Here is a 20,587-nt window from a genome sequence, read left to right as displayed (position 1 = left end):
GCGGTCGACCACTCATGCCTTCCCCCGGAGGGGGAAGGTGCCCGAAGGGCGGAAGGGGGATGTCGAAGACGGACTCCCGCGTTCGACTTCGACATCCCCCATCCGGCGCTCCGCGCCACCTTCCCCCTCCTGGGGAAGGTAAACCTCTACGGAGACCGATCGTGTCGCATTTCCTCGACCGGCTGACCTTCTTCACCAAGACCCGCGAACCCTTCGCCGACGGCCACGGCATCACCACGACCGAGGGCCGCGGCTGGGAGGACGCCTATCGCAAGCGCTGGCAGCACGACAAGATCGTGCGCTCGACGCACGGCGCCAACTGCACCGGCTCGTGCTCGTGGAAGATCTACGTCAAGGGCGGCATCGTCACCTGGGAGACGCAGCAGACCGACTATCCGCGCACCCGGCCCGAGCTGCCCAACCACGAGCCGCGCGGCTGCTCGCGCGGCGCCAGCTACAGCTGGTACCTATACTCAGGCAATCGCGTGAAATATCCGCTGGCGCGCTCGCGCCTGCTGCGCCTGTGGCGCCAGGCGCGCGCCACGCTCTCGCCGGTGGCCGCCTGGGCCTCGATCGTCGAGGATCCGAAGAAGCGCGCCGCCTACACCAGCAAGCGCGGCCATGGCGGCTTCGTGCGCGTCGGCTGGGACGAGGTGACCGAGATCGTCGCCGCGGCCAACGCCTACACGGCGAAGACGTATGGCCCCGATCGCATCCTGGGCTTCTCGCCGATCCCGGCGATGTCGATGGTCTCCTACGCCGCCGGCTCGCGCTACCTGTCGCTGATCGGCGGCGTCAGCATGTCGTTCTACGACTGGTACTGCGACCTGCCGCCGGCCTCGCCGCAGACCTGGGGCGAGCAGACCGACGTGCCGGAGTCGGCCGACTGGTACAACGCCGGCTTCGTCATCCTGTGGGGCTCCAACGTCCCGCAGACGCGCACGCCCGACGCGCACTTCTACACGGAGGCGCGCTATCGCGGCATGAAGAGCGCGGTAATCTGCCCGGACTACTCCGAGGCCTCCAAGTTCGGCGACATCTGGCTGTCGGTGAAGCAGGGCACCGACTCGGCGCTGGCCATGGCGATGGGCCACGTGATCCTCAAGGAGTGTCACGTCGGCCGTCAGGTCGAGTACTTCCGCGACTACGTGCGCCAGTACACCGACATGCCGATGCTGGTGCGGCTGGTGAAGCGCGACGGCCGTTATGTGCCCGACCGCTTCGTGCGCGCCTCCGACTTCGACGCCTCCCTGGGTGAGGCAAACAATCCCGAGTGGAAGACGGTGGCCTTCGACGAGAAGACCGGCGGCATCGTCGTGCCGCGCGGCTCGGTCGGCTTCCGCTGGGGCGAGTCCGGCAAGTGGAATCTCGAGGAGAAGGACACGGCGGGCAACGACACCACCTTGCGGCTGTCGCTCAACGACGTCGCCGACGACGTGGTCGATGTCGGCTTTCCGTATTTCGGCGGCATCGAGCACGATCACTTCGTCTCGACCAGCCATGATAGCGTGCTCAACCGCCTGGTCGCGGTGAAGAAGCTCAAGCTGGCCGACGGCGAGACGCTGGTCGCCACCGTGCGCGACCTGTTCGTCGCCAATTACGGCGTCGACGGCGGGCTGGGCGGACCCAACGTCGCGAAGTCGCTTGACGACGACGTGCCCTACACGCCGGCCTGGGCCGAGAAGATCACCGGCGTGCCGCGCGACAAGATCATCCAGGTGGCGCGCGAGTTCGCGACCAACGCCGAGAAGACCCGGGGCCGCTCGATGGTGATCATCGGCGCGGCGATGAACCACTGGTACCACGCCGACATGAACTATCGCGGCGTGATCAACATGCTGGCGATGTGCGGCTGCGTCGGCCAGTCGGGCGGCGGCTGGGCGCATTACGTCGGCCAGGAGAAGCTCCGGCCGCAGGCCGGCTGGGCGCCGCTCGCTTTCGCGCTCGACTGGGGCCGCCCGCCGCGCCAGCAGAACTCGACCTCGGCTTTCTACGCCCACACCGACCAGTGGCGCTACGAGACCATCAATGTCGGCGACATCGTCTCGCCGACCGCGCCGGAAGGTTCGTGGGACGGCTCGATCATCGACTACAACGTGCGCGCCGAGCGCATGGGCTGGCTACCCTCGGCGCCGCAGCTGCAGGACAACCCGCTCACCATCGCCCGCGCCGCCGCCGCTGCCGGCATGGAGCCCAAGGACTACGTCGCGCAGAAGCTCAAGAGCGGTGACCTGCGCATGTCGTGCGAGGATCCCGACAACCCGAGAAACTGGCCGCGCAACATGTTCGTGTGGCGCTCCAATCTGCTGGGCTCCTCGGGCAAGGGCCACGAGTATTTCCTCAAGCACCTCTTGGGCACGACGCACGGCGTGATGGGCAAGGACCTCGGCGAGGAGGGCAGGGCCAGGCCGACCGAGGTGACGTGGCGCGATGAGGCGCCGCAGGGCAAGCTCGACCTGCTGGTGACGCTCGACTTCCGCATGTCGACGACCTGCGTCTACTCCGACATCGTGCTGCCCACAGCCACCTGGTACGAGAAGAACGACCTCAACACCTCGGACATGCATCCCTTCATCCATCCGCTGACCTCGGCGGTGGATCCGGTGTGGGAAGCCCGCAGCGACTGGGAGATCTACAAGTCGATCGCCAAGGCCTTCTCGCGCGTGGCGCCGGAGGTGCTGGGCGTCGAGAAGGACATCGTGCTCACCCCGATCATGCACGACAGCCCGGGCGAGATCGCCCAGGCGCTCGAAGTGCGCGAATGGAAGAAGGGCGAGGTCGAGCCGATTCCCGGCCGGACCATGCCCAACGTCGCGGTGGTCGAGCGCGACTATCCCAATACCTACCAGCGCTTCACCGCGCTCGGGCCGCTGATGGAGAAGGTCGGCAACGGCATCAAGGGCATCGCCTGGCAGACCGCGCACGAGGTCGAGCACCTCAAGCACCTCAACGGCGTCGTCGAGGACGGGCCGACCAAGGGGCTGGCACGCATCGAGAGCGACATCGACGCCGCCGAGGTGCTGCTGATGCTGGCGCCCGAGACCAACGGCGAGGTCGCGGTGAAGTCGTGGGAGGCGCTGTCGAAGGCGACCGGCCGCGCGCACGCGCATCTGGCGCTGCCCAAGGAGGACGAGAAGATCCGTTTCCGCGACGTCGTCTCGCAGCCGCGCAAGATCATCTCGGCGCCGACCTGGTCGGGGCTGGAGAGCGAGAAGGTCTGCTACAACGCCGGCTACACCAACGTCCACGAGCTGATCCCCTGGCGCACGCTGACCGGCCGCCAGCAGCTCTACCAGGACCATCGCTGGATGCTGGCGTTCGGCGAGGGGCTCTGTGTCTATCGCCCGCCTGTCGATCTTCGGACCACCAAGCCGATGCTGGGCGCCCGGCCCAACGGCGAGAAGGAGATCGTGCTGAACTTCATCACGCCGCACCAGAAGTGGGGCATCCATTCCACCTACACCGACAATCTGATGATGCTGACGCTCTCGCGCGGCGGGCCGATCGTCTGGCTGAGCGAGGTCGACGCGGCGAAGGCCGGCATCGTCGACAACGACTGGGTCGAGGCCTTCAACGTCAACGGCGCCCTGGTCGCCCGCGCCGTGGTCTCGCAGCGCATGAAGGAAGGCACGATCTTCATGTACCACGCGCAGGAGAAGATCGTGAACGTGCCGGGCGCGGAGACCACCGGCAAGCGCGGCGGCATCCACAACTCGGTGACCCGCGCCGTGCTCAAGCCGACGCACATGATCGGCGGCTACGCCCAGCAGGCCTGGGGCTTCAACTACTACGGCACGATCGGCACCAACCGCGACGAGTTCGTCATCGTGCGCAAGCTGGTGAAGGTCGACTGGCTCGAACGACCGCATCCCGACGCAAATCGTGAACCTCTACCTTCCCCCGGAGGGGGAAGGTGCCCGGAGGGCGGAAGGGGGATGTCGAAGACGGACACCGGAGGTGTTGAGGCATCCCCCATCCGTCACGCCGCGCAAGACGCGGCGCGCCACCTTCCCCCTCCGGGGGAAGGTAAGGGCAAGGCAGGAGATGTGTCATGAGAGTACGCGCACAGATCGCGATGGTGCTGAACCTCGACAAGTGCATCGGCTGCCACACCTGCTCGGTGACGTGCAAGAACGTGTGGACCAACCGCGAAGGCATGGAATACGCCTGGTTCAACAACGTCGAGACCAAGCCCGGCATCGGCTATCCCAAGGACTGGGAGAACCAGAAGCGCTGGAACGGCGGCTGGGTGCGCAAGAAGAGCGGCAAGATCCAGCCGCGCATCGGCTCGAAGTGGCGCATTCTCGCCAACATCTTCGCCAACCCCGATTTGCCGGAGATCGACGACTACTACGAGCCCTTCACCTTCGACTACGAGCACCTGCAGAAGGCGCCCGAGCTCGAGGCCTTCCCGACGGCGCGGCCGCGCTCGCTGATCACCGGCCAGCGCATGGAGAAGATCGAGTGGGGCCCGAACTGGGAGGAGATCCTCGGCGGCGAGTTCGCCAAGCGCTCGGCCGACGTCAATTTCGAGGGCGTGCAGAAGGAGATCTACGGGCAGTTCGAGAACACCTTCATGATGTACCTGCCCAGGCTGTGCGAGCATTGCCTCAACCCGGCCTGCGTCGCGGCCTGCCCCTCGGGCGCGATCTACAAGCGCGAGGAGGACGGCATCGTCCTGATCGACCAGGACAAGTGCCGCGGCTGGCGCATGTGCGTGTCGGCCTGCCCGTACAAGAAGGTCTACTTCAACTGGTCGTCGGGCAAGTCGGAGAAGTGCATCTTCTGCTATCCGCGCATCGAGGCAGGACAGCCGACCGTGTGCTCGGAGACCTGCGTCGGGCGCATCCGCTATCTCGGCGTGATGCTCTACGACGCCGACCGCATCGAGGAGGCTGCCTCGGTGCCCGACGAGAAGCAGCTCTACGACGCGCAGATGGGCGTCTTCCTCGATCCCAACAGCGAGCACGTGATCGCCCAGGCGCGCCGCGACGGCGTGCCCGATGCCTGGCTCGAGGCGGCCAGGCGCTCGCCGGTGTGGAAGATGGCGATGGAGTGGAAGGTCGCCTTCCCGCTGCATCCCGAGTACCGCACCCTGCCGATGGTCTGGTACGTGCCGCCGCTGTCGCCGATCCAGTCGGCGGCCGAGGCCGGCAAGATGGGCGTCGACGGCGCCATGCCCGACGTGCGCTCGCTGCGCATCCCGCTGCGCTACCTCGCCAACATGCTGACCGCGGGCGACGAGGAGCCGGTGGCCAGGGGCCTGGAGCGCATGTTGGCGATGCGCGCCTTCATGCGCGCCAAAACGGTCGACGGCGTCGTCGACCACGCCATCGCCAGGCGCGTGGGCTTAAGCGCCCAGCAGATCGAGGCGATGTACCACGTGATGGCGATCGCCAACTACGAGGACCGCTTCGTCATCCCGACGGCGCATCGCGAGACGTCGGAGGACGCCTATGCGCTGCGCGGCGCCTGCGGCTTCAGCTTCGGCAATGGCTGCTCGCCCGACGACGGCACCGGCAACCTCTTCGCCGGCGGCAAGCTCAAGCGCAAGAACCCGATGGAGGTGGCGTGATGAAGACCCTGCGCGCGCTCGCCGCCCTGCTGAGCTATCCGACGCAGGACCTGCTCGCCGCCTCGGGCGAGATCCGCGCCGCGCTCGATCGCGAGGCGCTGCTGCCTTCAGCCGAGCGCGCCGCGCTCGATCGCCTGATCGGCGAGCTCGAAGCCGGCGATCTCTACGACCTGCAGGAGCGCTACGGCCTGCTGTTCGACCGCACGCGCTCGCTGTCGCTGCATCTCTTCGAGCATGTGCACGGAGAGAGCCGCGATCGCGGCCAGGCGATGGTCGACCTGCTCAAGCTCTACGAGGAGACCGGCTACTCGCCGGTCGCCAGCGAGCTGCCCGATTTCCTGCCGCTGTTCCTCGAATACGCCTCGACGCGCGAGCCGAAGGCGGCGCTCGAGCTGATCGGCCAGCCGGCCCATGTCGTGGCCGCCTTGCGCGAACGCCTGGCCAAGCGCGCGTCCTCGTACGAATCGGTGATGGCTGCGCTGCTGGCGTTGTCGCGCGCGAAGCTCGACGAGGCCACGCTCGCAGCCTTGCGCGCCGAGCCCGATCCGGAGCCCGACGATCTCGAGGCGCTCGACGCGGCCTGGGTCGACCAGGAGGTGACCTTCGGTCCCGGCACGGCGGCCGCCGCCTGCCCGGTCGACCGCATGGCCACCCGCCTGCGCGCGGCGATGGCGGAGTAGGGCTGTGTCCGAGTGGACGGCACCATCTGTCATCCCGAGCGCAGCGAGGGATCCAGGGGAGCCGCGTGGATTCCTCGCTGCGCTCGGGATGACAGGGTGGGCTCACACTCGCGCGGAAATCGAATTCCACCACGGAGTGGCGTCATGAAGGACTACATCTTCCATCTGCTGTTCGTCTGGTACCCGTATATCTGCCTGACGGTGTTCCTGCTCGGCAGCCTGATCCGCTTCGATCGCGAGCCCTACACCTGGAAGGCGAGCTCGAGCCAGATCCTGCGCAAGCGCCAGCTGCGCTGGGGCTCGAACCTGTTCCATGTCGGCATCCTGTTCCTGCTGCTGGGCCACGCGGTCGGCCTGCTGACGCCGACCTCGCTCTACACCCTGGTGATGAGCGTCGAGGTCAAGCAGCTGGTGGCCGTCGCCGCCGGCGGCATCGCCGGCGTGATCTGCTTCGTCGGGCTCACCTTGCTTCTGCATCGCCGGCTGTTCGACGAGCGCATCCGGCGCACCAGCTCGGCGATGGACATCGCCATCCTGGCGCTGCTGTGGATCCAGCTCGTGCTCGGCCTGATCACCCTGCCGTTCTCGATCGGTCATCGCGACGGCTCGGTGATGCTGATCCTCTCGCACTGGGCGCAGGGTATCGTCACCCTGCATCCGGTCGACGCGAAAACGCTGCAGGGACTCGACTGGCCGTACCTGACGCATCTGGTGCTGGGCATGACCCTGTTCCTCGTCTTCCCGTTCAGCCGCCTGGTCCACATCTGGTCGGCGCCGGTCTGGTATCTCGGAAGGCGCGGCTACCAGGTCGTGCGCAGCCGTGGCCCACTGCCGGCACGGGGGCGGTCATGAGCGTCGCCACCACCGCCAACGTCCGGCCGCGCCGGCGCTTCGCGCGGCCGGTCCCGGTCAGCGTCAACGGCGTGGCCATCGCGAGCGCCGATATCGTGCGCGAGACCCAGCATCACCCGTCGTCCGATCCCGACCAGGCGTGGGAGATGGCGAGCCGCGCCCTGGCGATCCGCGAGCTGCTGTCGCAGGAGGCCGATCGCCTGGGCATCGTCGCCGAGCCGATCGAGGACGAGGAGGGGCGCGCCGAGACCGGGCAGGAAGCGCGCTACCGGCAACTGATCGAGCGCGAGGTGGTCGTGCCCTCGGCCGACGAGCAGACCTGCCGGCGCTACTACGCGCGCAACATCGCGCGCTTCCGCACGCCCGATCTCAGCGAGGCCGCGCATATCCTGCTGCCGGCCGCGCCCGGCGACGCGGCGGCGCGCGCGCAGGCGCGCGAGACGGCGCGCAGGCTGATCGAGGCGCTGTGCGCGCGGCCGCAGGACTTCGCCGTCATGGCCGCACAGCACTCGGCCTGCCCGTCGGCGGGGCAGGGCGGTAATCTCGGCCAGCTCTCGCCCGGCCAGACCGCGCCGGAGTTCGACGCCGCGCTGCGCACCATGTTGCCCGGCACGATCCACGCCGAGCCCGTCGAGAGCCGCTACGGCTTCCATGTCGTGCGGCTCGACCGCCGCATCGAGGGACGCGAGCTGCCGTTCGAGATGGTGCGCGCGCGCATCGCCGAGTACCTCGACGAGAGCGTGCGGCGGCGCGCGCTGCAGCAATACGTCTCGGTGCTCGCCGGCCGCGCCGTCGTCACCGGCGTCGACCTCGCGCCCGCCGCCGGCCCGCTGCTGCAGTAGGAGGCGCGGCCATGACGGGACGATCGCTCCTGCCTTCCCCCGGAGGGGGAAGGTGGCGCGCAGCGCCGGATGGGGGATGTCTCAACGAATCCGCTGTCCGTCTTCGACATCCCCCTTCCGCCCTTCGGGCACCTTCCCCCTCCGGGGGAAGGGAACAGGGAGTCTCGACATGATGCTGGGTCAGGTGCTCGAGCGATTGGGCGACGAGGCGTTCGCCACCGAGGCGATGCTCGCGCTGGACGATCTCGCGCTGCTCGCCGAGGTCGACCAGGCGGCGCGCGACGTCGACGAGACGCCGGCGATCTACGCCGCCTTCGCCGCGCGGCGCTTCGCCGGCCACGCGTCGGACGACGACTGGCTGGCGCTGATGACGGCGATGGAACGCGCCGATGATCCCGGCGCGGCGTGCCTGAAGCAGATGCTGCGCTGGTCGCTGCGCCACGACGCGCAACCGTGCGGCTGCCACGGCGGTTGAATTTTCCTTCTTCCCGCGAAGGCGGGGAGAAGGTGCCGAGCGGAAGCGAGGCGGATGAGGGGCTTCCTCGCGCAACGACAAGCAGCGTCGCCGTAGAGACTCCGCGAAGCCCCTCATCCGCCCTTCGGGCACCTTCTCCCCGCCTGCGCGGGGAGAAGGAAGTGAGAGAAGCAGTCCCATGACCCTGTTCAGTTACGGCTTTCGCACCTTCTTCCTCGCCGCCGGCGGCTTCGCTGCTGTGGCCATCCTGCTGTGGTTGCCGGTCTTCCTCGGCCATGTCGCGCTGCCGCTGGCGATGTCGCCGCGCGACTGGCATGCGCATGAGATGGTCTTCGGCTACGCCGCCGCGGCGATCGCCGGCTTCCTGCTCACCGCGATCCCCAACTGGACCGGCCGGCCACCGGTCGCCGGCCGGCCGCTGATGCTGCTCGCCGCCGCCTGGCTCGCCGGCCGCGTCGGCATGGCGATCTCCGACCTGATCGGCCTGGCGGCGGCGATGGCGCTCGACCTGCTGTTCCTGCCCATGGTGGCCCTCGTCGCCGGCCGCGAGATCGTCGCCTCGGGCAACCGGCGCAACTTCAAGATCCTCGTCATCCTCGGCCTGCTGGTCGCCGCCAATGTCCACTTCCATGTCGAGGTGCTGCGCGAAGGCGTGGCCGATGTCGGGCTGCGCCTGGGCCTCGCGGTCGTGGTCGGGCTGATCGTGCTGATCGGCGGGCGCATCGTGCCCAACTTCACGCGCAACGCGCTGATGCGCCTGGGACCGGGCCGCCTGCCGGCGCCGTTCAACCGCCTCGACATCGCCTGCATCGCGCTCTCGGTCGGCGCGCTGGCGGCGTGGGTGGCGGCGCCGGAACTCTGGCTCGCCGGTGCGCTTTGCCTCGCCGCCGGCGTGCTGCAGCTGGTGCGGCTGGCGCGCTGGGCGGGCGATCGCGCGCGCGGCGACGGGCTGGTGCTGGTGCTGCACCTCGCCTACGCCTTCATCCCGATCGGCTTCCTGCTCGCCGGCGCCTCGGCGCTGGCGCCGCAGCCGCTGACCGGCGCGGCGGCGCATGCCTGGGGCGTGGGCGGCATCGGCCTGATGACGCTCGCCGTGATGACCCGCGCCACCCTGGGCCATACCGGGCGCGCGCTGGTGGCGTCGCGCGCCACGGTAATGGTCTACGGCCTGGCGCTGCTGGCGGCGCTGGCGCGCATCGCCGCGTCCTTCCCCTCGGCGCTCGACGCCGCGCTGATGCAGCTTGCCGCCATCGCTTGGGCCGCGGCCTTCGCCGGCTTCGCCGCGGTCTATGGCCCAATGCTGCTGCGCAAGACCCGCCGCGCGGGGCCGCCGGGCTGCTGAGCGGGGCAAAAAGCGAGTCCGGTGAAGGGCTTAGTGGCTCCAAAAGAAAACTATTGAAATCAGGATTCTATGCCCCTATCTTAATCTCACAATTGCGCGCGATCCCCTCCCCCACGTGATCGACGCGCAGCACAATAAAATGCCGGCAACTTCCGGGCCGGTTATCCCCTGATTAGGCGGCGCGGTTTTGCCGCCCTTTTATCGATTTTCAGTCTTTCGGGCGTTTGGAGAGTAGGGCGATGGCGAAGCGGCTGATGGCGCTGCTGTTGCCGGCGGCGTTGGTGTTGTCGGCGTGCGGTGAGAGCATGGGCGAGCGTGCAGCCACGGGCGGCGGCATCGGTCTCGCCGCCGGCACGGTCGCTGGCCTGCTGCTGCCCGGCGTTTCCTGGTGGGGCGGGGCGCTGATCGGCGGCGTCGGCGGTGCCGTTGTCGGCGCTGCAACGACCGAGAAGAAGCAGTAATTCTGCGCGTAAGGCGTTGAGTCTGTGTACAAGACGGGCGGCTTCGGCCGCCCGTTACCGTTTGTCATCGGACGATACGCTGGGCCACAGCTTCGCCCTTGCGTGGCCTTCGTGCCGGCCCTGCGGCGCGCTTTCCTGTGCGTCGGCCGCTCCTCAGGGGGGCCACACACGAAGAGGAGAGCGCGTCATGATCGCCCAGTCGAACACCACCAAGTCGAAATTCGTCGCCGTCGCCCTGCTGGCGATGCTGGGCCTGAGCGCCTGCGGCGACACGATGGGCCAGCGCGCGGTGTCGGGTGGCGTGATCGGCGGCGCCGGCGGCGCGCTGGCCGGCCCGGCCTTCGGCTTCAACCCGATGACCGGCCTGGTGCTCGGCGGCCTCGGCGGCGCCGCGATCGGCGCCGCGACCGCGCCGCAGTATCCCAACTACAACGGCTACAACAGCGGCTACTACCGCTGACCTCTGCTCCCTCTCCCCGCGAGCGGGAAAGGGTTGGGGTGAGGGGCTGCAGCAAGTGGCGCACTACGGCTGCGCCCAACCTGAAGCAACCCCTCACCCCGACCCTCTCCCCGCCAGCGGGGAGAGGGAGGAAGGCGCAGTTCACGCCGGCCCGACCTCGACTCCCGTATCGTTGAAGCAGGCGCCTTCGGCGAGGTCGGCGCGCTGGTCGGCCGAGACCAGCGCCGAGATCGTCTGGCCGGTGCGGCTGGTCGACAGCCAGGCGCCTTTCTCGCTGGCGACGACGCCCGGCGGCACGGCGTCGGTCACCTCGAGCGGCAGGATCACCTCGCCGAGCCGGTTCCACACCCGCACCTCGCCGCCGTCCGCGAGGCCGCGCCGCGCCGCGTCGGCCGGATTCATCTTCAGCGGCGGCGCCGCGCGCGACGCGGCGAGATCGCCGAAGGTCGAGGAGATGCGCCGGTCCGAGGCCGGCGAGATCAGCATCAGCGGATGCGAGGCATCGCGCGGGCGGAAATCGGCGAGCAGCGCCGCCTCGCCCCAGCGCTGCGCCAGCGTCTCGGACACAAGCTCGATACGGCCCGAGGGCGTCGCCGGGAAGACGTTGTCGAACATCACCATCGGCTGGCCGTCGGGCCCGCTCATGCGCAGCGCCCTGTCGGTCGGGATCGCGCTCGGCCGCAGGCCCATGAGCCGCCGGTCGGCGCCGTCGACCGCGTCGTCCATCAGCTCGGCATCGCTCGCCTTCAAGCACGGCTCGTCGAAGCCGAAGCGCGCCGCCAGGCGGCGGAAGATCTCGGTGTTGGGCAGCGCCTCGCCGATCGGCGCGATCGCCGCCTCGGCGCGCTGCAGCCAGTGATGGCCATAGGCGGCGTAGAGGTCGTCGTACTCGAAGTGGCTCGCCGCCGGCAGCACGATGTCGCAATACGCCATGCTCTCGCTCATCGTCAGCTCGATGCCGACGGCGAAGATGTCCTCGCGCGCCAGCCCGCGGCGCATGCGGTTCTGGTCGGGATGCACGACCAGCGGATTGTGGTTGTAGATGAAGAGCGCGCGCAGCGGCGGATCGAGCGTGTCCTCCACGAGATGGCGGCCGACATCGTTGATGTTGAGCGTGCGCGTGCCCGGCGGCGCGAGATCGGGCCGCTGCAGCTTCGCCGGCGTCTTGGGAAAGGCGTTGCCGGCGCCCAGCACGATGCCGCTGCCCTTGCCCAGCCTGCCGAGCAGCGCCGGCAGCGCGATCGCCGCGCGGATGCCGCTGCCGCCGTTGCGGCCGCGTTCCAGCCCGTTGCCCGGCGCCATCACCAGCCGCTTCGACCCGGCGAGCCAGCGCGCCAGAGTGAGGATCTGGTCCTGCGGCAGGCCGCAGGCTTCCGCCGCGCGCGACGCGGGCCATTGACGGGCGCGCGCCATGAATTCCTCGAAGCCCAGCACGTGGCGCGCGATGAACGCTTCGTCGAGCGCGCCCTTGCGCTCGAGCTCGCAGGCCAGCGACCAGGCCAGCAGCACGTCGGTGCCGGGCAGCGGCGCCAGGTGCAGGTCGGCCTGCTCGGCGATCTTCGTGCGCAGCGGGTCGATCACCACCAGCTTTCCACCGTTGCGCCTGGCGCGCGCCGCGCCGCGCACGACGTGCAGGTTGGCGACGGTGGCGTTGTTGCCCCAGACCACGTTGAGGTCGGCGTGCTCGACGAATTCCGGCGGGCAGCCGGGCACCGCGCCGTAGGTGCCGGCCCAGGCCTGGCTGCGCACGCCGCCGCACAGCGCCTGGCGATAAAGCTGCGTCGCGCCCAGCCGGTGGAAGAAGCGCGAGGACATGCTGTCATAGGCGAGGAAGCCGTGCGGGCCGGCGTAGTTCAGCGGCATCACCGCCTGCGGCCCGAAGCGCGCGACGACGTCGCTGACCCCGGCGTGGATCGCATCGAGCGCTTCGCTCCAGCCGATGCGCTCGAACCGGCCCGAGCCCTTGGGCCCGACACGGCGCAGCGGATGACGCAGGCGCTGCTTGCCGTGCACGAACTCGGCGCTGTCATGCGCGACCTTGCTGCAGATCACGCCCGCGGTGTAGGGCAGCGCCTCGGAGCCGCGCACCTTCACCACGCGGCCATCCTCGACGCTGACCGTCAGGCTGCAGGTGTCGGGACAGTCGAGCGTGCAGACGCTGGGGCGTTCGACGATGGTCATGGCTTGGTCTCCGGACGTACCTGTCCCGCGATGCGACTCACCTGTCATTCCAAGCGCAGCGAGGAACCCAGTCGGTTTTCCTGGATCCCTCGCTGCCGCTTGGGATGACAGATGTCCCTATTTGAGCCCGTTTCACCGCGTGGCAGAGCGCGACTTTGTATCGAATGGCGCGGCGTCCATAGAATATCGTCACGCTGCGTCGAAGCAGCTCAGCACCATGGCGACAAGCTCGGGTGGGCTGGCGGGTTTGATGAGTACGGGTGCGCCGCGGAGGCCGTGCGGGTGCTGCTCGTGCATGTAGCCCGACAGGACGAGGAAGGGCGTGCTGCGCGCGCGCAGGGCGTGGGCGATGGGCTCGGACGTCTCCTTGTCGCCGAGATTGACGTCGAGCACGGCAATGTCGCAGCCCTGATCGGCAATCAAGCTTAGGGCCCTCGCCACCGAGATCGCCGGACCGACGACCTGAAATCCGGCATCCGACAGCTGTCGCGAAATATCGAGCGCGATCAGCGCATCATCCTCGACCACCAGGACGCGCTTCGGTCGCGACTCAGGGGTCATCAGGTGAGAACCCTGGTGGTGGGGCAGGCGAGCCGCCACGTCAGTCCCGACGATGCGAAATCGAGCTCGACCGATGCGTCGAGGCTGAGCTCGGCCATGCTCTTGATGACGGTCGAGCCGAAGCCGCGACGTTCGGGCGCGGCGACAGGCGGACCGCTGCGTTCGAGCCAGCTCATCGTGAATCGCCCGTCGATGTCACCCCCATCGATCTGCCAGGCGACTGCCACGCGGCCATGTTCGCCGGACAACGCGCCGTGCTTCACGGCGTTGGTCGCCAGCTCGTTGACGACCATGCCGATGCACTGGGCGGCCACGACCGATAGCTTCAGCGGAGGCCCGTCCAGGGTGATCCGTCCTTCAAGCAAGTCCTCGAAGTGGCCGAGCTGCGCGCGCACAAGATCGACGATTGCCACGCTCTTCCACTGGCTCCTGGCGAGCAGGTCATGGCTTGCCGCCAAGGCCTGGATGCGCAGCGAGAAACGTCGCACGAACTCATTCTGGTTCTCGGCGGTCATCTGGTGGGCGATCGCCGACACAACGCTCAGCATGTTCTTCGAGCGATGGTTGACCTCGCCCAGCAGCAGGCGGATGTGCTCCGTGCGCTCGGCCACACGCCGCTCGAGCGTGTCATTCAACTCGTGGAGCTGATCCTGGGCGCGGCGCCGCTCCGCCACTTCGGCGCGCAGCGCGTCGTTGGTCCTGGCCAATTCGCGCTGCATGCGGTGGAGCTCGGCGAAGACCGCGACCTTCGAGCGCAAGATGTCGGGGTTCACCGGCTTCTGCAGGTAGTCCACCGCCCCGGCGTCGTAGCCCGCCAGCACCTGTTGATCCTCGTTGTAGTAGGCGGTGAGGAAGATGATCGGCACCTGCGACGTCTTCTTGCGCTCCTTGATGATCCGCGCCAGCTCGATGCCGGTCATGCCCGGCATGCGAATGTCGAGGATCAGCAAGGCGAACTCGTCAACGAGAAGCGCGAGCAGCGCCTGTTCGGCCGACTCGGCGCGGACCAGCCGGTAGTTGGGATGATTGAGGATGCTTTCGAGCACGAAAAGGTTCTTCGGCTCGTCATCGACGATCAGGACGTTGATCGGCCCACTATCCGGCGGCGTTCGCGCGCCGAGGCCCTCCCCAACCATGATCTCGTCGATGGTCTTGCTCATCGGAACAGCCAGACCCGCATCAGCGAGAGCAGCTCGTCGGTGTTCACCGGCTTGGCGATGTAGTCGCTGGCACCGGCATCGAGGCATTTCTCCCGGTCGCCCTTCATCGCCTTGGCGGTCAGCGCGAGGATCGGCAGCGTGCTCGATGACGGGCTCTTGCGGATCTTGCCGATCGTCTCGTAGCCGTCCATGTCTGGCATCATGATGTCCATCAGCACCATGTTGAGGTCGGGCGTACGCTGGACGATCTCGATCGCTTCGCGGCCGTTGGTCGTGGGGATCACCTCCATGCCATGCTTCTCGAGCAGCGACGTCAGCGCGAAGATATTGCGGGCATCGTCGTCGACCACGAGGATCTTGCGGCCGAGCAGGACCTCGTTGGAGCCATGCAGGCGCTCGAGCATGGCGCGTTTCTCGACCGGCAGGTCGCTTACGACGCGGTGCAGGAAGAGCGAAGTCTCGTCGAGCAGCCGCTCCGGCGACTGGACATCCTTGAGCACGATGCTCTTGGCCATCAGCCTCAGCCGGCCCTGCTCCTCCGCGGTCAGCTCTTTGCCGGTGAAGACCACGACCGGCACCGCCGCCAGGACCGGTTCGACATGCATGCTCTCCAGCAGGTCGAAGCCGGTCATGTCGGGTAGGCGCAGGTCGAGCACCACGCAGTCGATGGCGTGCCGGCGCATCGTCGCCAGGGCCTCTTCGCCGGTAGCCGCCGCGAGCACCTCGATGTCGTCGTGGCCCAGCAATTCAGCGATCGACTGTCGTTCGACGTCGTTGTCCTCGACGATTAGCAGCCGCTTGGTGCGCGGCGCGGTGAAGGTCTTGATTCGGTCGAACGCGGCGACGAGCCTCTCGGTGGTCGGTTCCTTGACCAGGTAGGCGAAGGCGCCATGCGCGAGTCCGTGCTGAGGCTCCTCTTCCAGCGTGACGATCTGCACCGGGATGTGGCGCGTGGTCGGATCGAGCTTGAGCTGATTGAGCACCGTCCAGCCGAGCATATCAGGGAGAAAGATGTCGAGAGAGACAGCGCTCGGCATGTATTGCCGCGCGAGCGCCAAAGCCGTCGCTCCCTTGTTGGCGACGATGCCCTTGAAGCCCCTGTCGCGGGCCAGGCCGAGCAGGATGCGCGCGTAGTGGGCGTCGTCCTCGACGATCAGAAGAACTGCGTCACCTGGTCGGATCTCATCTCGATCGTCGTGGACATGCTCCTGCCGCGTCGTGGCCAGGATCGTGCGCTCGCGGGCTAAGGCGGGCGCTGCGCCACGCTCGTCTTCCAGCCGGACCGCCGAGCTGTCGGGTTCCGAATAGTAGAGCGGCAGGTAGAGGGTGAAGACGCTGCCCTGCTCATGACTGCTCGACAGCTTGATCTCGCCACCCAGCAGCACGGCGAGCTCGCGGCTAATGGCCAGGCCGAGCCCGGTGCCACCATACTTGCGCGACGTGCCGGCGTCGGCCTGCTGAAAGGCCTCGAAGATGATCCTCTGCTTCTCCGGCGCAATGCCGATGCCGGTGTCCTCGACGATGAAGGCAACGACCTGCGGCACCTTGCTCAGCACCGGATGACCGGGTGTGTAACCTCCGTCCGCCAGTTGGACGCGCAGATCGACATGGCCGCGGGCGGTGAACTTGATCGCGTTGGAGATCAGGTTCTTCAGGATCTGTTGCAGGCGTTTGGGATCGCTGCGCATCGCGGGCGGCAGGCCGTGGGCGAGCTGCACATTGAACGGCAGGTTCTTGGCCTCGGCGACGTGGCGGAAGCTGCGATCGACGGCGTCGCGTAGGGCGCCGAACGGAATCTCCTCGACCTCGACCGTGACCGTGCCTGACTCGATCTTCGACAGGTCGAGGATGTCGTTGATCAGGTTGAGCAGGTCGGTGCCTGAGGAGTTGATGTTGCGCGCGAACTCGGTCTGCTTGTCGGTGAGCGAGCTGGCCTCGGCGAGCTGCCGGCTGAGGATCAGGATGGAGTTGAGCGGCGTGCGCAGCTCGTGCGACATGTTGGCAAGGAACTCGGACTTGTATTTGGACGTCAGCGCCAGCTCAGCGGCCTGCTCCTCCAGCGCATAGCGCGCCTGCTCGACCTCGATGTTCTTGCGTTCGACCTCGGCGTTCTGCTCTGCGAGAAGTCGGGCCTTGGTCGCCAGCTCCTCGTTGGTCTGCTGCAATTCACTCTGGCGCGACTGCAACTGCACGGTGAGCTGCTGCGACTGCTTCAGCAGACCCTCGGTGCGCATCGTCGCCTCTATGGTGTTGAAGACCACGCCGAGGCTGAGTGTTAGCTGGTCGAGAAAGGCGAGATCCACCTCTGTGAATTGTTGCAGAGTGGCCAGCTCGATGACCGCCTTGGTCTCCCCCTCGAACAGCACGGGCAGCACCACGATGCTGAGTCGCGAGGCTTCGCCGAGGCTGGAGGCGACGGCGAAGAAGTCGGGCGACACGTCGCTCAGCACGATGCGCCGCTTCTCGATCGCGCACTGGCCGACGAGGCCCTCGCCGAGCCCGATGGTTTTCGACGACTGCCGGCCCTTGTGCGCATAGCTCGACAGCAGCTTGAGCTGGCCGTGCTCGTCGGTTCCGTCGAGGTGGTAGATCGTGGCCTGATGGGCCTTGACCAGCGGGCTGAGCTCGCTCAACAGCATCTGGCCCACGGTGTTGAGCTCGCGTTGGCCCTGCAGCATGCCGGTAAAGCGGGCGAGATTGGTCTTCAGCCAGTCCTGCTCACGGCTGCGTTCGGTGGTCTCGCGCAGGTTGGAGATCATCGTGTTGATGTTGTCCTTCAGCTCCGCTACCTCGCCGCGAGTGTCGATCTGGATCGAACGAGTGAGGTCGCCCTTGGTCACCGCCGTGGCAACCTCGGCGATGGCGCGCACCTGGCTGCTGAGGTTGGCGGCCAGCAGGTTCACGTTGTCGGTCAGGTCCTTCCAAGTGCCGGCCACGCCCGGCACAGCCGCCTGTCCACCAAGCTTGCCATCGGTGCCGACCTCTCCCGCTACACGCGTGACTTCGGAGGCGAAGGCAGAGAGCTGGTCGACCATCGTGTTGACGGTTTCCTTCAGCCGCAGGATCTCGCCCTGCGCGTCGACGGTGATCTTGCGGTTGAGGTCGCCGCGTGCGATCGCGGTGGCGACGTCGGCGATGTTGCGCACCTGGCTGGTGAGGTTCGACGCCATCGAGTTGACGTTGTCGGTCAGATCCTTCCACGTGCCGGCGACGCCGGGAACCGCGGCCTGGCCGCCGAGCTTGCCTTCGGTGCCGACTTCGCGGGCCACGCGGCTGACCTCCGAGGAGAAGCCGTTGAGCTGATCGACCATCGTGTTGATGGTCTCCTTCAGCTCGAGGATCTCGCCTTTGACGTCGACGGTGATCTTGCGCGAAAGATCGCCGCGGGCGACGGCCGTGGTAACCTCGGCGATGTTGCGTACCTGGCCGGTGAGGTTCGACGCCATCGAATTGACGTTGTCGGTCAGGTCTTTCCACGTTCCGGCGACGCCGCCAACCTGCGCCTGGCCGCCGAGCTTGCCTTCGGTTCCGACCTCGCGCGCCACGCGAGTGACCTCCGAGGCGAAGCCGTTGAGCTGGTCGACCATCGTATTGATGGTGTTCTTCAGCGCCAGGATCTCGCCCTGCACGTCGACGGTGATCTTGCGCGAGAGGTCGCCGCGTGCCACGGCGGTAGTCACCTCGGCGATGTTGCGCACCTGTCCGGTGAGATTGTTGGCCATCGAGTTGACGTTGTCGGTGAGGTCTTTCCAGGTGCCGGCCACGCCCGCGACCACCGCCTGGCCGCCGAGCTTGCCTTCGGTGCCAACCTCGCGCGCCACGCGGCTCACCTCTGAGGCGAAGCCGTTGAGCTGATCGACCATGGTGTTGAGTGTGTTCTTCAGCTCGAGGATCTCGCCCTGCACGTCGACAGTGATCTTGCGCGACAGGTCGCCGTTGGCCACGGCGGTCGCCACCTCCGCGATGTTGCGCACCTGGCCGGTGAGGTTGTTGGCCATGAAGTTGACGTTGTCGGTGAGGTCCTTCCACGTGCCGGCGACGCCCGGCACGACCGCCTGACCGCCGAGCTTGCCTTCGGTGCCGACCTCGCCCGCCACGCGCGTGACTTCGGAGGCGAAGCCGTTGAGCTGGTCGACCATGGTGTTGATGGTGTCCTTCAGCTCGAGAATCTCGCCGCGCACGTCGACGGTGATCTTCTTCGACAAGTCGCCCTTGGCGACGGCGGTGGTCACCGCGGCGATGTTGCGCACCTGGTCGGTGAGGTTCGACGCCATCGAGTTGACGTTGTCGGTCAGGTCCTTCCAGGTGCCGGCGACGCCACCGACTTCGGCCTGGCCGCCGAGCTTGCCCTCGGTGCCGACCTCGCGCGCCACGCGCGTCACTTCGGATGCGAAGCCGTTGAGCTGATCGACCATGGTGTTGATGGTATTCTTCAGGGCTAGGATCTCGCCTTTGACGTCGACGGTGATCTTGCGCGAGAGATCGCCACGGGCCACGGCGGTGGTCACTTCGGCGATGTTGCGCACCTGGTCGGTGAGGTTCGAGGCCATGGAGTTCACGGAGTCGGTGAGGTCCTTCCATGTGCCGGCGACGCCCGGCACCTGGGCCTGGCCGCCGAGCTTGCCCTCGGTGCCGACCTCGCGGGCAACGCGCGTGACTTCCGAGGAGAAGCCATTGAGCTGATCGACCATAGTGTTGATGGTCTCTTTCAGCTCGAGGATCTCGCCCTTCACGTCGACGGTGATCTTGCGCGAGAGATCGCCGCGCGCCACCGCCGTTGTCACGGTGGCGATGTTGCGTACCTGGGTCGTCAGGTTGGTCGCCATCGCGTTGACGGAGTCGGTCAGGTCCTTCCAGGTGCCGGCCACGCCGGGCACCACGGCCTGGCCGCCGAGCCGGCCGTCGGTGCCAACCTCGCGCGACACGCGCGTCACCTCGGAGGCGAAGGAGCGTAGCTGGTCGACCATCGTGTTGATGGCTTCCTTGAGCAGCAGGATCTCGCCGCGCACGTCGACCGTGATCTTCTTCGACAGATCGCCGTTAGCCACGGCGATGGTTACGTCGGCGATGTTGCGCATCTGGGCCGTGAGGTTGCCGGCCATCTGGTTGACCGATTCGGTGAGATCCTTCCAAACGCCCGAGACGCCCTTGACCTGGGCCTGGCCGCCCAGCTTGCCCTCGGTGCCGACCTCGCGCGCCACACGGGTCACTTCCGACGTGAAGACCGAGAGCTGGTCGATCATCGAGTTGACCAGCCTGGCCGAGCGCAGGAACTCGCCCCTGAGCTCGCGGCCGTCGACCTCGAGCTCCATCGACTGATCGAGATCGCCCTTGGCGACCGCGCCGATGGTGCGGGCAACCTCGGTCGTCGGCCGCACCAGGTCATCGAGCAGCGTGTTCAGGGAGTTGACGTTGGCCGCCCAGCCGCCGGTCGCGCCCGGTACGGCCAGGCGCTGCCTGAGCTGCCCTTCCTTGCCGACCACGATGCTGACCCGCGTGATTTCCCGGGTGATGCCGTCGAGGTTCGCCAGAGCCTGGTTCAAAGCGTCGGCGATTCGGCCATCTGTGCCGTCCCAACTCGCCGGCAGGCGCACGGAGAAATCGCCATCGCGCAGCGCGAGCACTGCCTCGAGCAACCTCCTTGAACGCGCCTCGGCCGCTGTCTCGTGCGCGACCGCCCCGTTGCCGCTTGGCGGCAGCGGGGATTTCTTGCGGGAACGTGCAATTGCGGCGTCGGTCATGGTTCACCAGGGCACGGCGAATCGCGCCGGGGTCCCCGGGACGAGGCCGGCCGCGCAGTCAGGGATGGAAGGTGATGGCGCTGAGGCGGGCGGCGGCGATCTTGCCATCGCCGCTTGCGACGGATGCTCCCCCCCGTCTTGCATGCCCCCTCCGACGCTGCCGGCGCTTGTGAACACACGCCGGGCTAGCGCAGGGAACGCGCGGGTGGGGTTGGAGTTCCCCTGATTATCGTAAGATTTTACGGAGGTGCGTCTGG

At 67.6% G+C, this 20,587-nt stretch carries 13 protein-coding genes; 9 read left to right on the top strand and 4 right to left on the bottom strand.

Annotation, left to right across the window (positions count from 1 at the left end; genetic code table 11):
• Positions 1 to 161: 161 nt before the first annotated feature.
• The 9 genes from KF889_13030 (at position 162) to KF889_12990 (ending at position 10,687) form a co-directional block, all read left to right on the top strand.
• Positions 162 to 4,055 carry a nitrate reductase subunit alpha gene (locus KF889_13030; protein ID MBX3500365.1) on the top strand — a complete coding sequence of 1,298 codons (3,894 nt, stop codon included), beginning with the start codon at positions 162 to 164 and terminating at the stop codon, positions 4,053 to 4,055.
• Complete coding sequence (gene narH, locus KF889_13025) at positions 4,052 to 5,575, top strand: nitrate reductase subunit beta (protein ID MBX3500364.1); 1,524 nt, start codon at positions 4,052 to 4,054, stop codon at positions 5,573 to 5,575. Before KF889_13030 ends, narH begins: the two co-directional genes overlap by 4 nt.
• A complete protein-coding gene (gene narJ / locus KF889_13020) occupies positions 5,575 to 6,255 on the top strand; it encodes a nitrate reductase molybdenum cofactor assembly chaperone (GenBank protein MBX3500363.1) in 681 nt (226 codons plus the stop codon). The genes narH and narJ overlap by 1 nt, the downstream gene beginning before the upstream one ends.
• 144 nt (positions 6,256 to 6,399) lie before the next feature.
• Complete coding sequence (narI, locus tag KF889_13015; protein ID MBX3500362.1) at positions 6,400 to 7,107, top strand: respiratory nitrate reductase subunit gamma; 708 nt, start codon at positions 6,400 to 6,402, stop codon at positions 7,105 to 7,107.
• Positions 7,104 to 7,949, top strand: a complete 846-nt coding sequence (locus KF889_13010) for a peptidylprolyl isomerase (GenBank protein MBX3500361.1) — start codon at positions 7,104 to 7,106, stop codon at positions 7,947 to 7,949. Before narI ends, KF889_13010 begins: the two co-directional genes overlap by 4 nt.
• 169 nt (positions 7,950 to 8,118) lie before the next feature.
• On the top strand, positions 8,119 to 8,424 hold the full coding sequence (locus KF889_13005; GenBank protein ID MBX3500360.1) for a hypothetical protein: 306 nt from the start codon (positions 8,119 to 8,121) through the stop codon (positions 8,422 to 8,424).
• Between the two features lie 178 nt (positions 8,425 to 8,602).
• The gene (locus KF889_13000; GenBank protein MBX3500359.1) at positions 8,603 to 9,766 is read left to right on the top strand and encodes an NnrS family protein; all 1,164 of its coding nucleotides are present in this window, start codon (positions 8,603 to 8,605) and stop codon (positions 9,764 to 9,766) included.
• A 254-nt stretch (positions 9,767 to 10,020) separates the two neighbouring features.
• Entirely contained in the window at positions 10,021 to 10,227 is a 207-nt protein-coding gene (locus tag KF889_12995) for a hypothetical protein (GenBank protein ID MBX3500358.1), read from the top strand.
• A gap of 187 nt (positions 10,228 to 10,414) precedes the next feature.
• Positions 10,415 to 10,687 (top strand): cell envelope biogenesis protein OmpA, encoded by a 273-nt coding sequence (locus KF889_12990; GenBank protein ID MBX3500357.1) that lies wholly within the window; start codon positions 10,415 to 10,417, stop codon positions 10,685 to 10,687.
• A 141-nt stretch (positions 10,688 to 10,828) separates the two neighbouring features.
• Here the strand turns inward: KF889_12990 and KF889_12985 are convergent, their stop codons facing one another.
• The 4 genes from KF889_12985 to KF889_12970 all read right to left on the bottom strand — a co-directional run bounded on the left by KF889_12985 (position 10,829) and on the right by KF889_12970 (position 20,330).
• Positions 10,829 to 12,868, bottom strand: a complete 2,040-nt coding sequence (locus KF889_12985) for a molybdopterin-dependent oxidoreductase (protein MBX3500356.1) — start codon at positions 12,866 to 12,868, stop codon at positions 10,829 to 10,831.
• A gap of 189 nt (positions 12,869 to 13,057) precedes the next feature.
• Positions 13,058 to 13,429, bottom strand: coding sequence for a response regulator (locus KF889_12980; protein ID MBX3500355.1), 372 nt, complete (start codon positions 13,427 to 13,429; stop codon positions 13,058 to 13,060).
• On the bottom strand, positions 13,429 to 14,589 hold the full coding sequence (locus KF889_12975) for a response regulator (GenBank protein MBX3500354.1): 1,161 nt from the start codon (positions 14,587 to 14,589) through the stop codon (positions 13,429 to 13,431). The genes KF889_12980 and KF889_12975 overlap by 1 nt, the downstream gene beginning before the upstream one ends.
• Positions 14,586 to 20,330, bottom strand: coding sequence for a HAMP domain-containing protein (locus tag KF889_12970; GenBank protein ID MBX3500353.1), 5,745 nt, complete (start codon positions 20,328 to 20,330; stop codon positions 14,586 to 14,588). Before KF889_12970 ends, KF889_12975 begins: the two co-directional genes overlap by 4 nt.
• Positions 20,331 to 20,587: the final 257 nt, after the last annotated feature.

It is taken from the genome of Alphaproteobacteria bacterium (assembly GCA_019635875.1).
In the GTDB taxonomy this organism is placed as follows: domain Bacteria; phylum Pseudomonadota; class Alphaproteobacteria; order Reyranellales; family Reyranellaceae; genus JAFAZJ01.
The sequence above is the reverse complement of the archived record's forward strand: the minus strand, read 5'-3'. Positions and strand labels throughout refer to the sequence as shown.

Coding starts and splice junctions, on each gene's coding strand:
- narH (MBX3500364.1), top strand. CDS start 4,052: ATGAGAGTACGCGCACAGATCGCGATGGTGCTGAACCTCGACAAGTGC.
- narJ (MBX3500363.1), top strand. CDS start 5,575: ATGAAGACCCTGCGCGCGCTCGCCGCCCTGCTGAGCTATCCGACGCAG.
- narI (MBX3500362.1), top strand. CDS start 6,400: ATGAAGGACTACATCTTCCATCTGCTGTTCGTCTGGTACCCGTATATC.
- KF889_13010 (MBX3500361.1), top strand. CDS start 7,104: ATGAGCGTCGCCACCACCGCCAACGTCCGGCCGCGCCGGCGCTTCGCG.
- KF889_13005 (MBX3500360.1), top strand. CDS start 8,119: ATGATGCTGGGTCAGGTGCTCGAGCGATTGGGCGACGAGGCGTTCGCC.
- KF889_13000 (MBX3500359.1), top strand. CDS start 8,603: ATGACCCTGTTCAGTTACGGCTTTCGCACCTTCTTCCTCGCCGCCGGC.
- KF889_12995 (MBX3500358.1), top strand. CDS start 10,021: ATGGCGCTGCTGTTGCCGGCGGCGTTGGTGTTGTCGGCGTGCGGTGAG.
- KF889_12990 (MBX3500357.1), top strand. CDS start 10,415: ATGATCGCCCAGTCGAACACCACCAAGTCGAAATTCGTCGCCGTCGCC.
- KF889_12985 (MBX3500356.1), bottom strand. CDS start 12,868: ATGACCATCGTCGAACGCCCCAGCGTCTGCACGCTCGACTGTCCCGAC.
- KF889_12980 (MBX3500355.1), bottom strand. CDS start 13,429: ATGACCCCTGAGTCGCGACCGAAGCGCGTCCTGGTGGTCGAGGATGAT.
- KF889_12975 (MBX3500354.1), bottom strand. CDS start 14,589: ATGAGCAAGACCATCGACGAGATCATGGTTGGGGAGGGCCTCGGCGCG.
- KF889_12970 (MBX3500353.1), bottom strand. CDS start 20,330: ATGACCGACGCCGCAATTGCACGTTCCCGCAAGAAATCCCCGCTGCCG.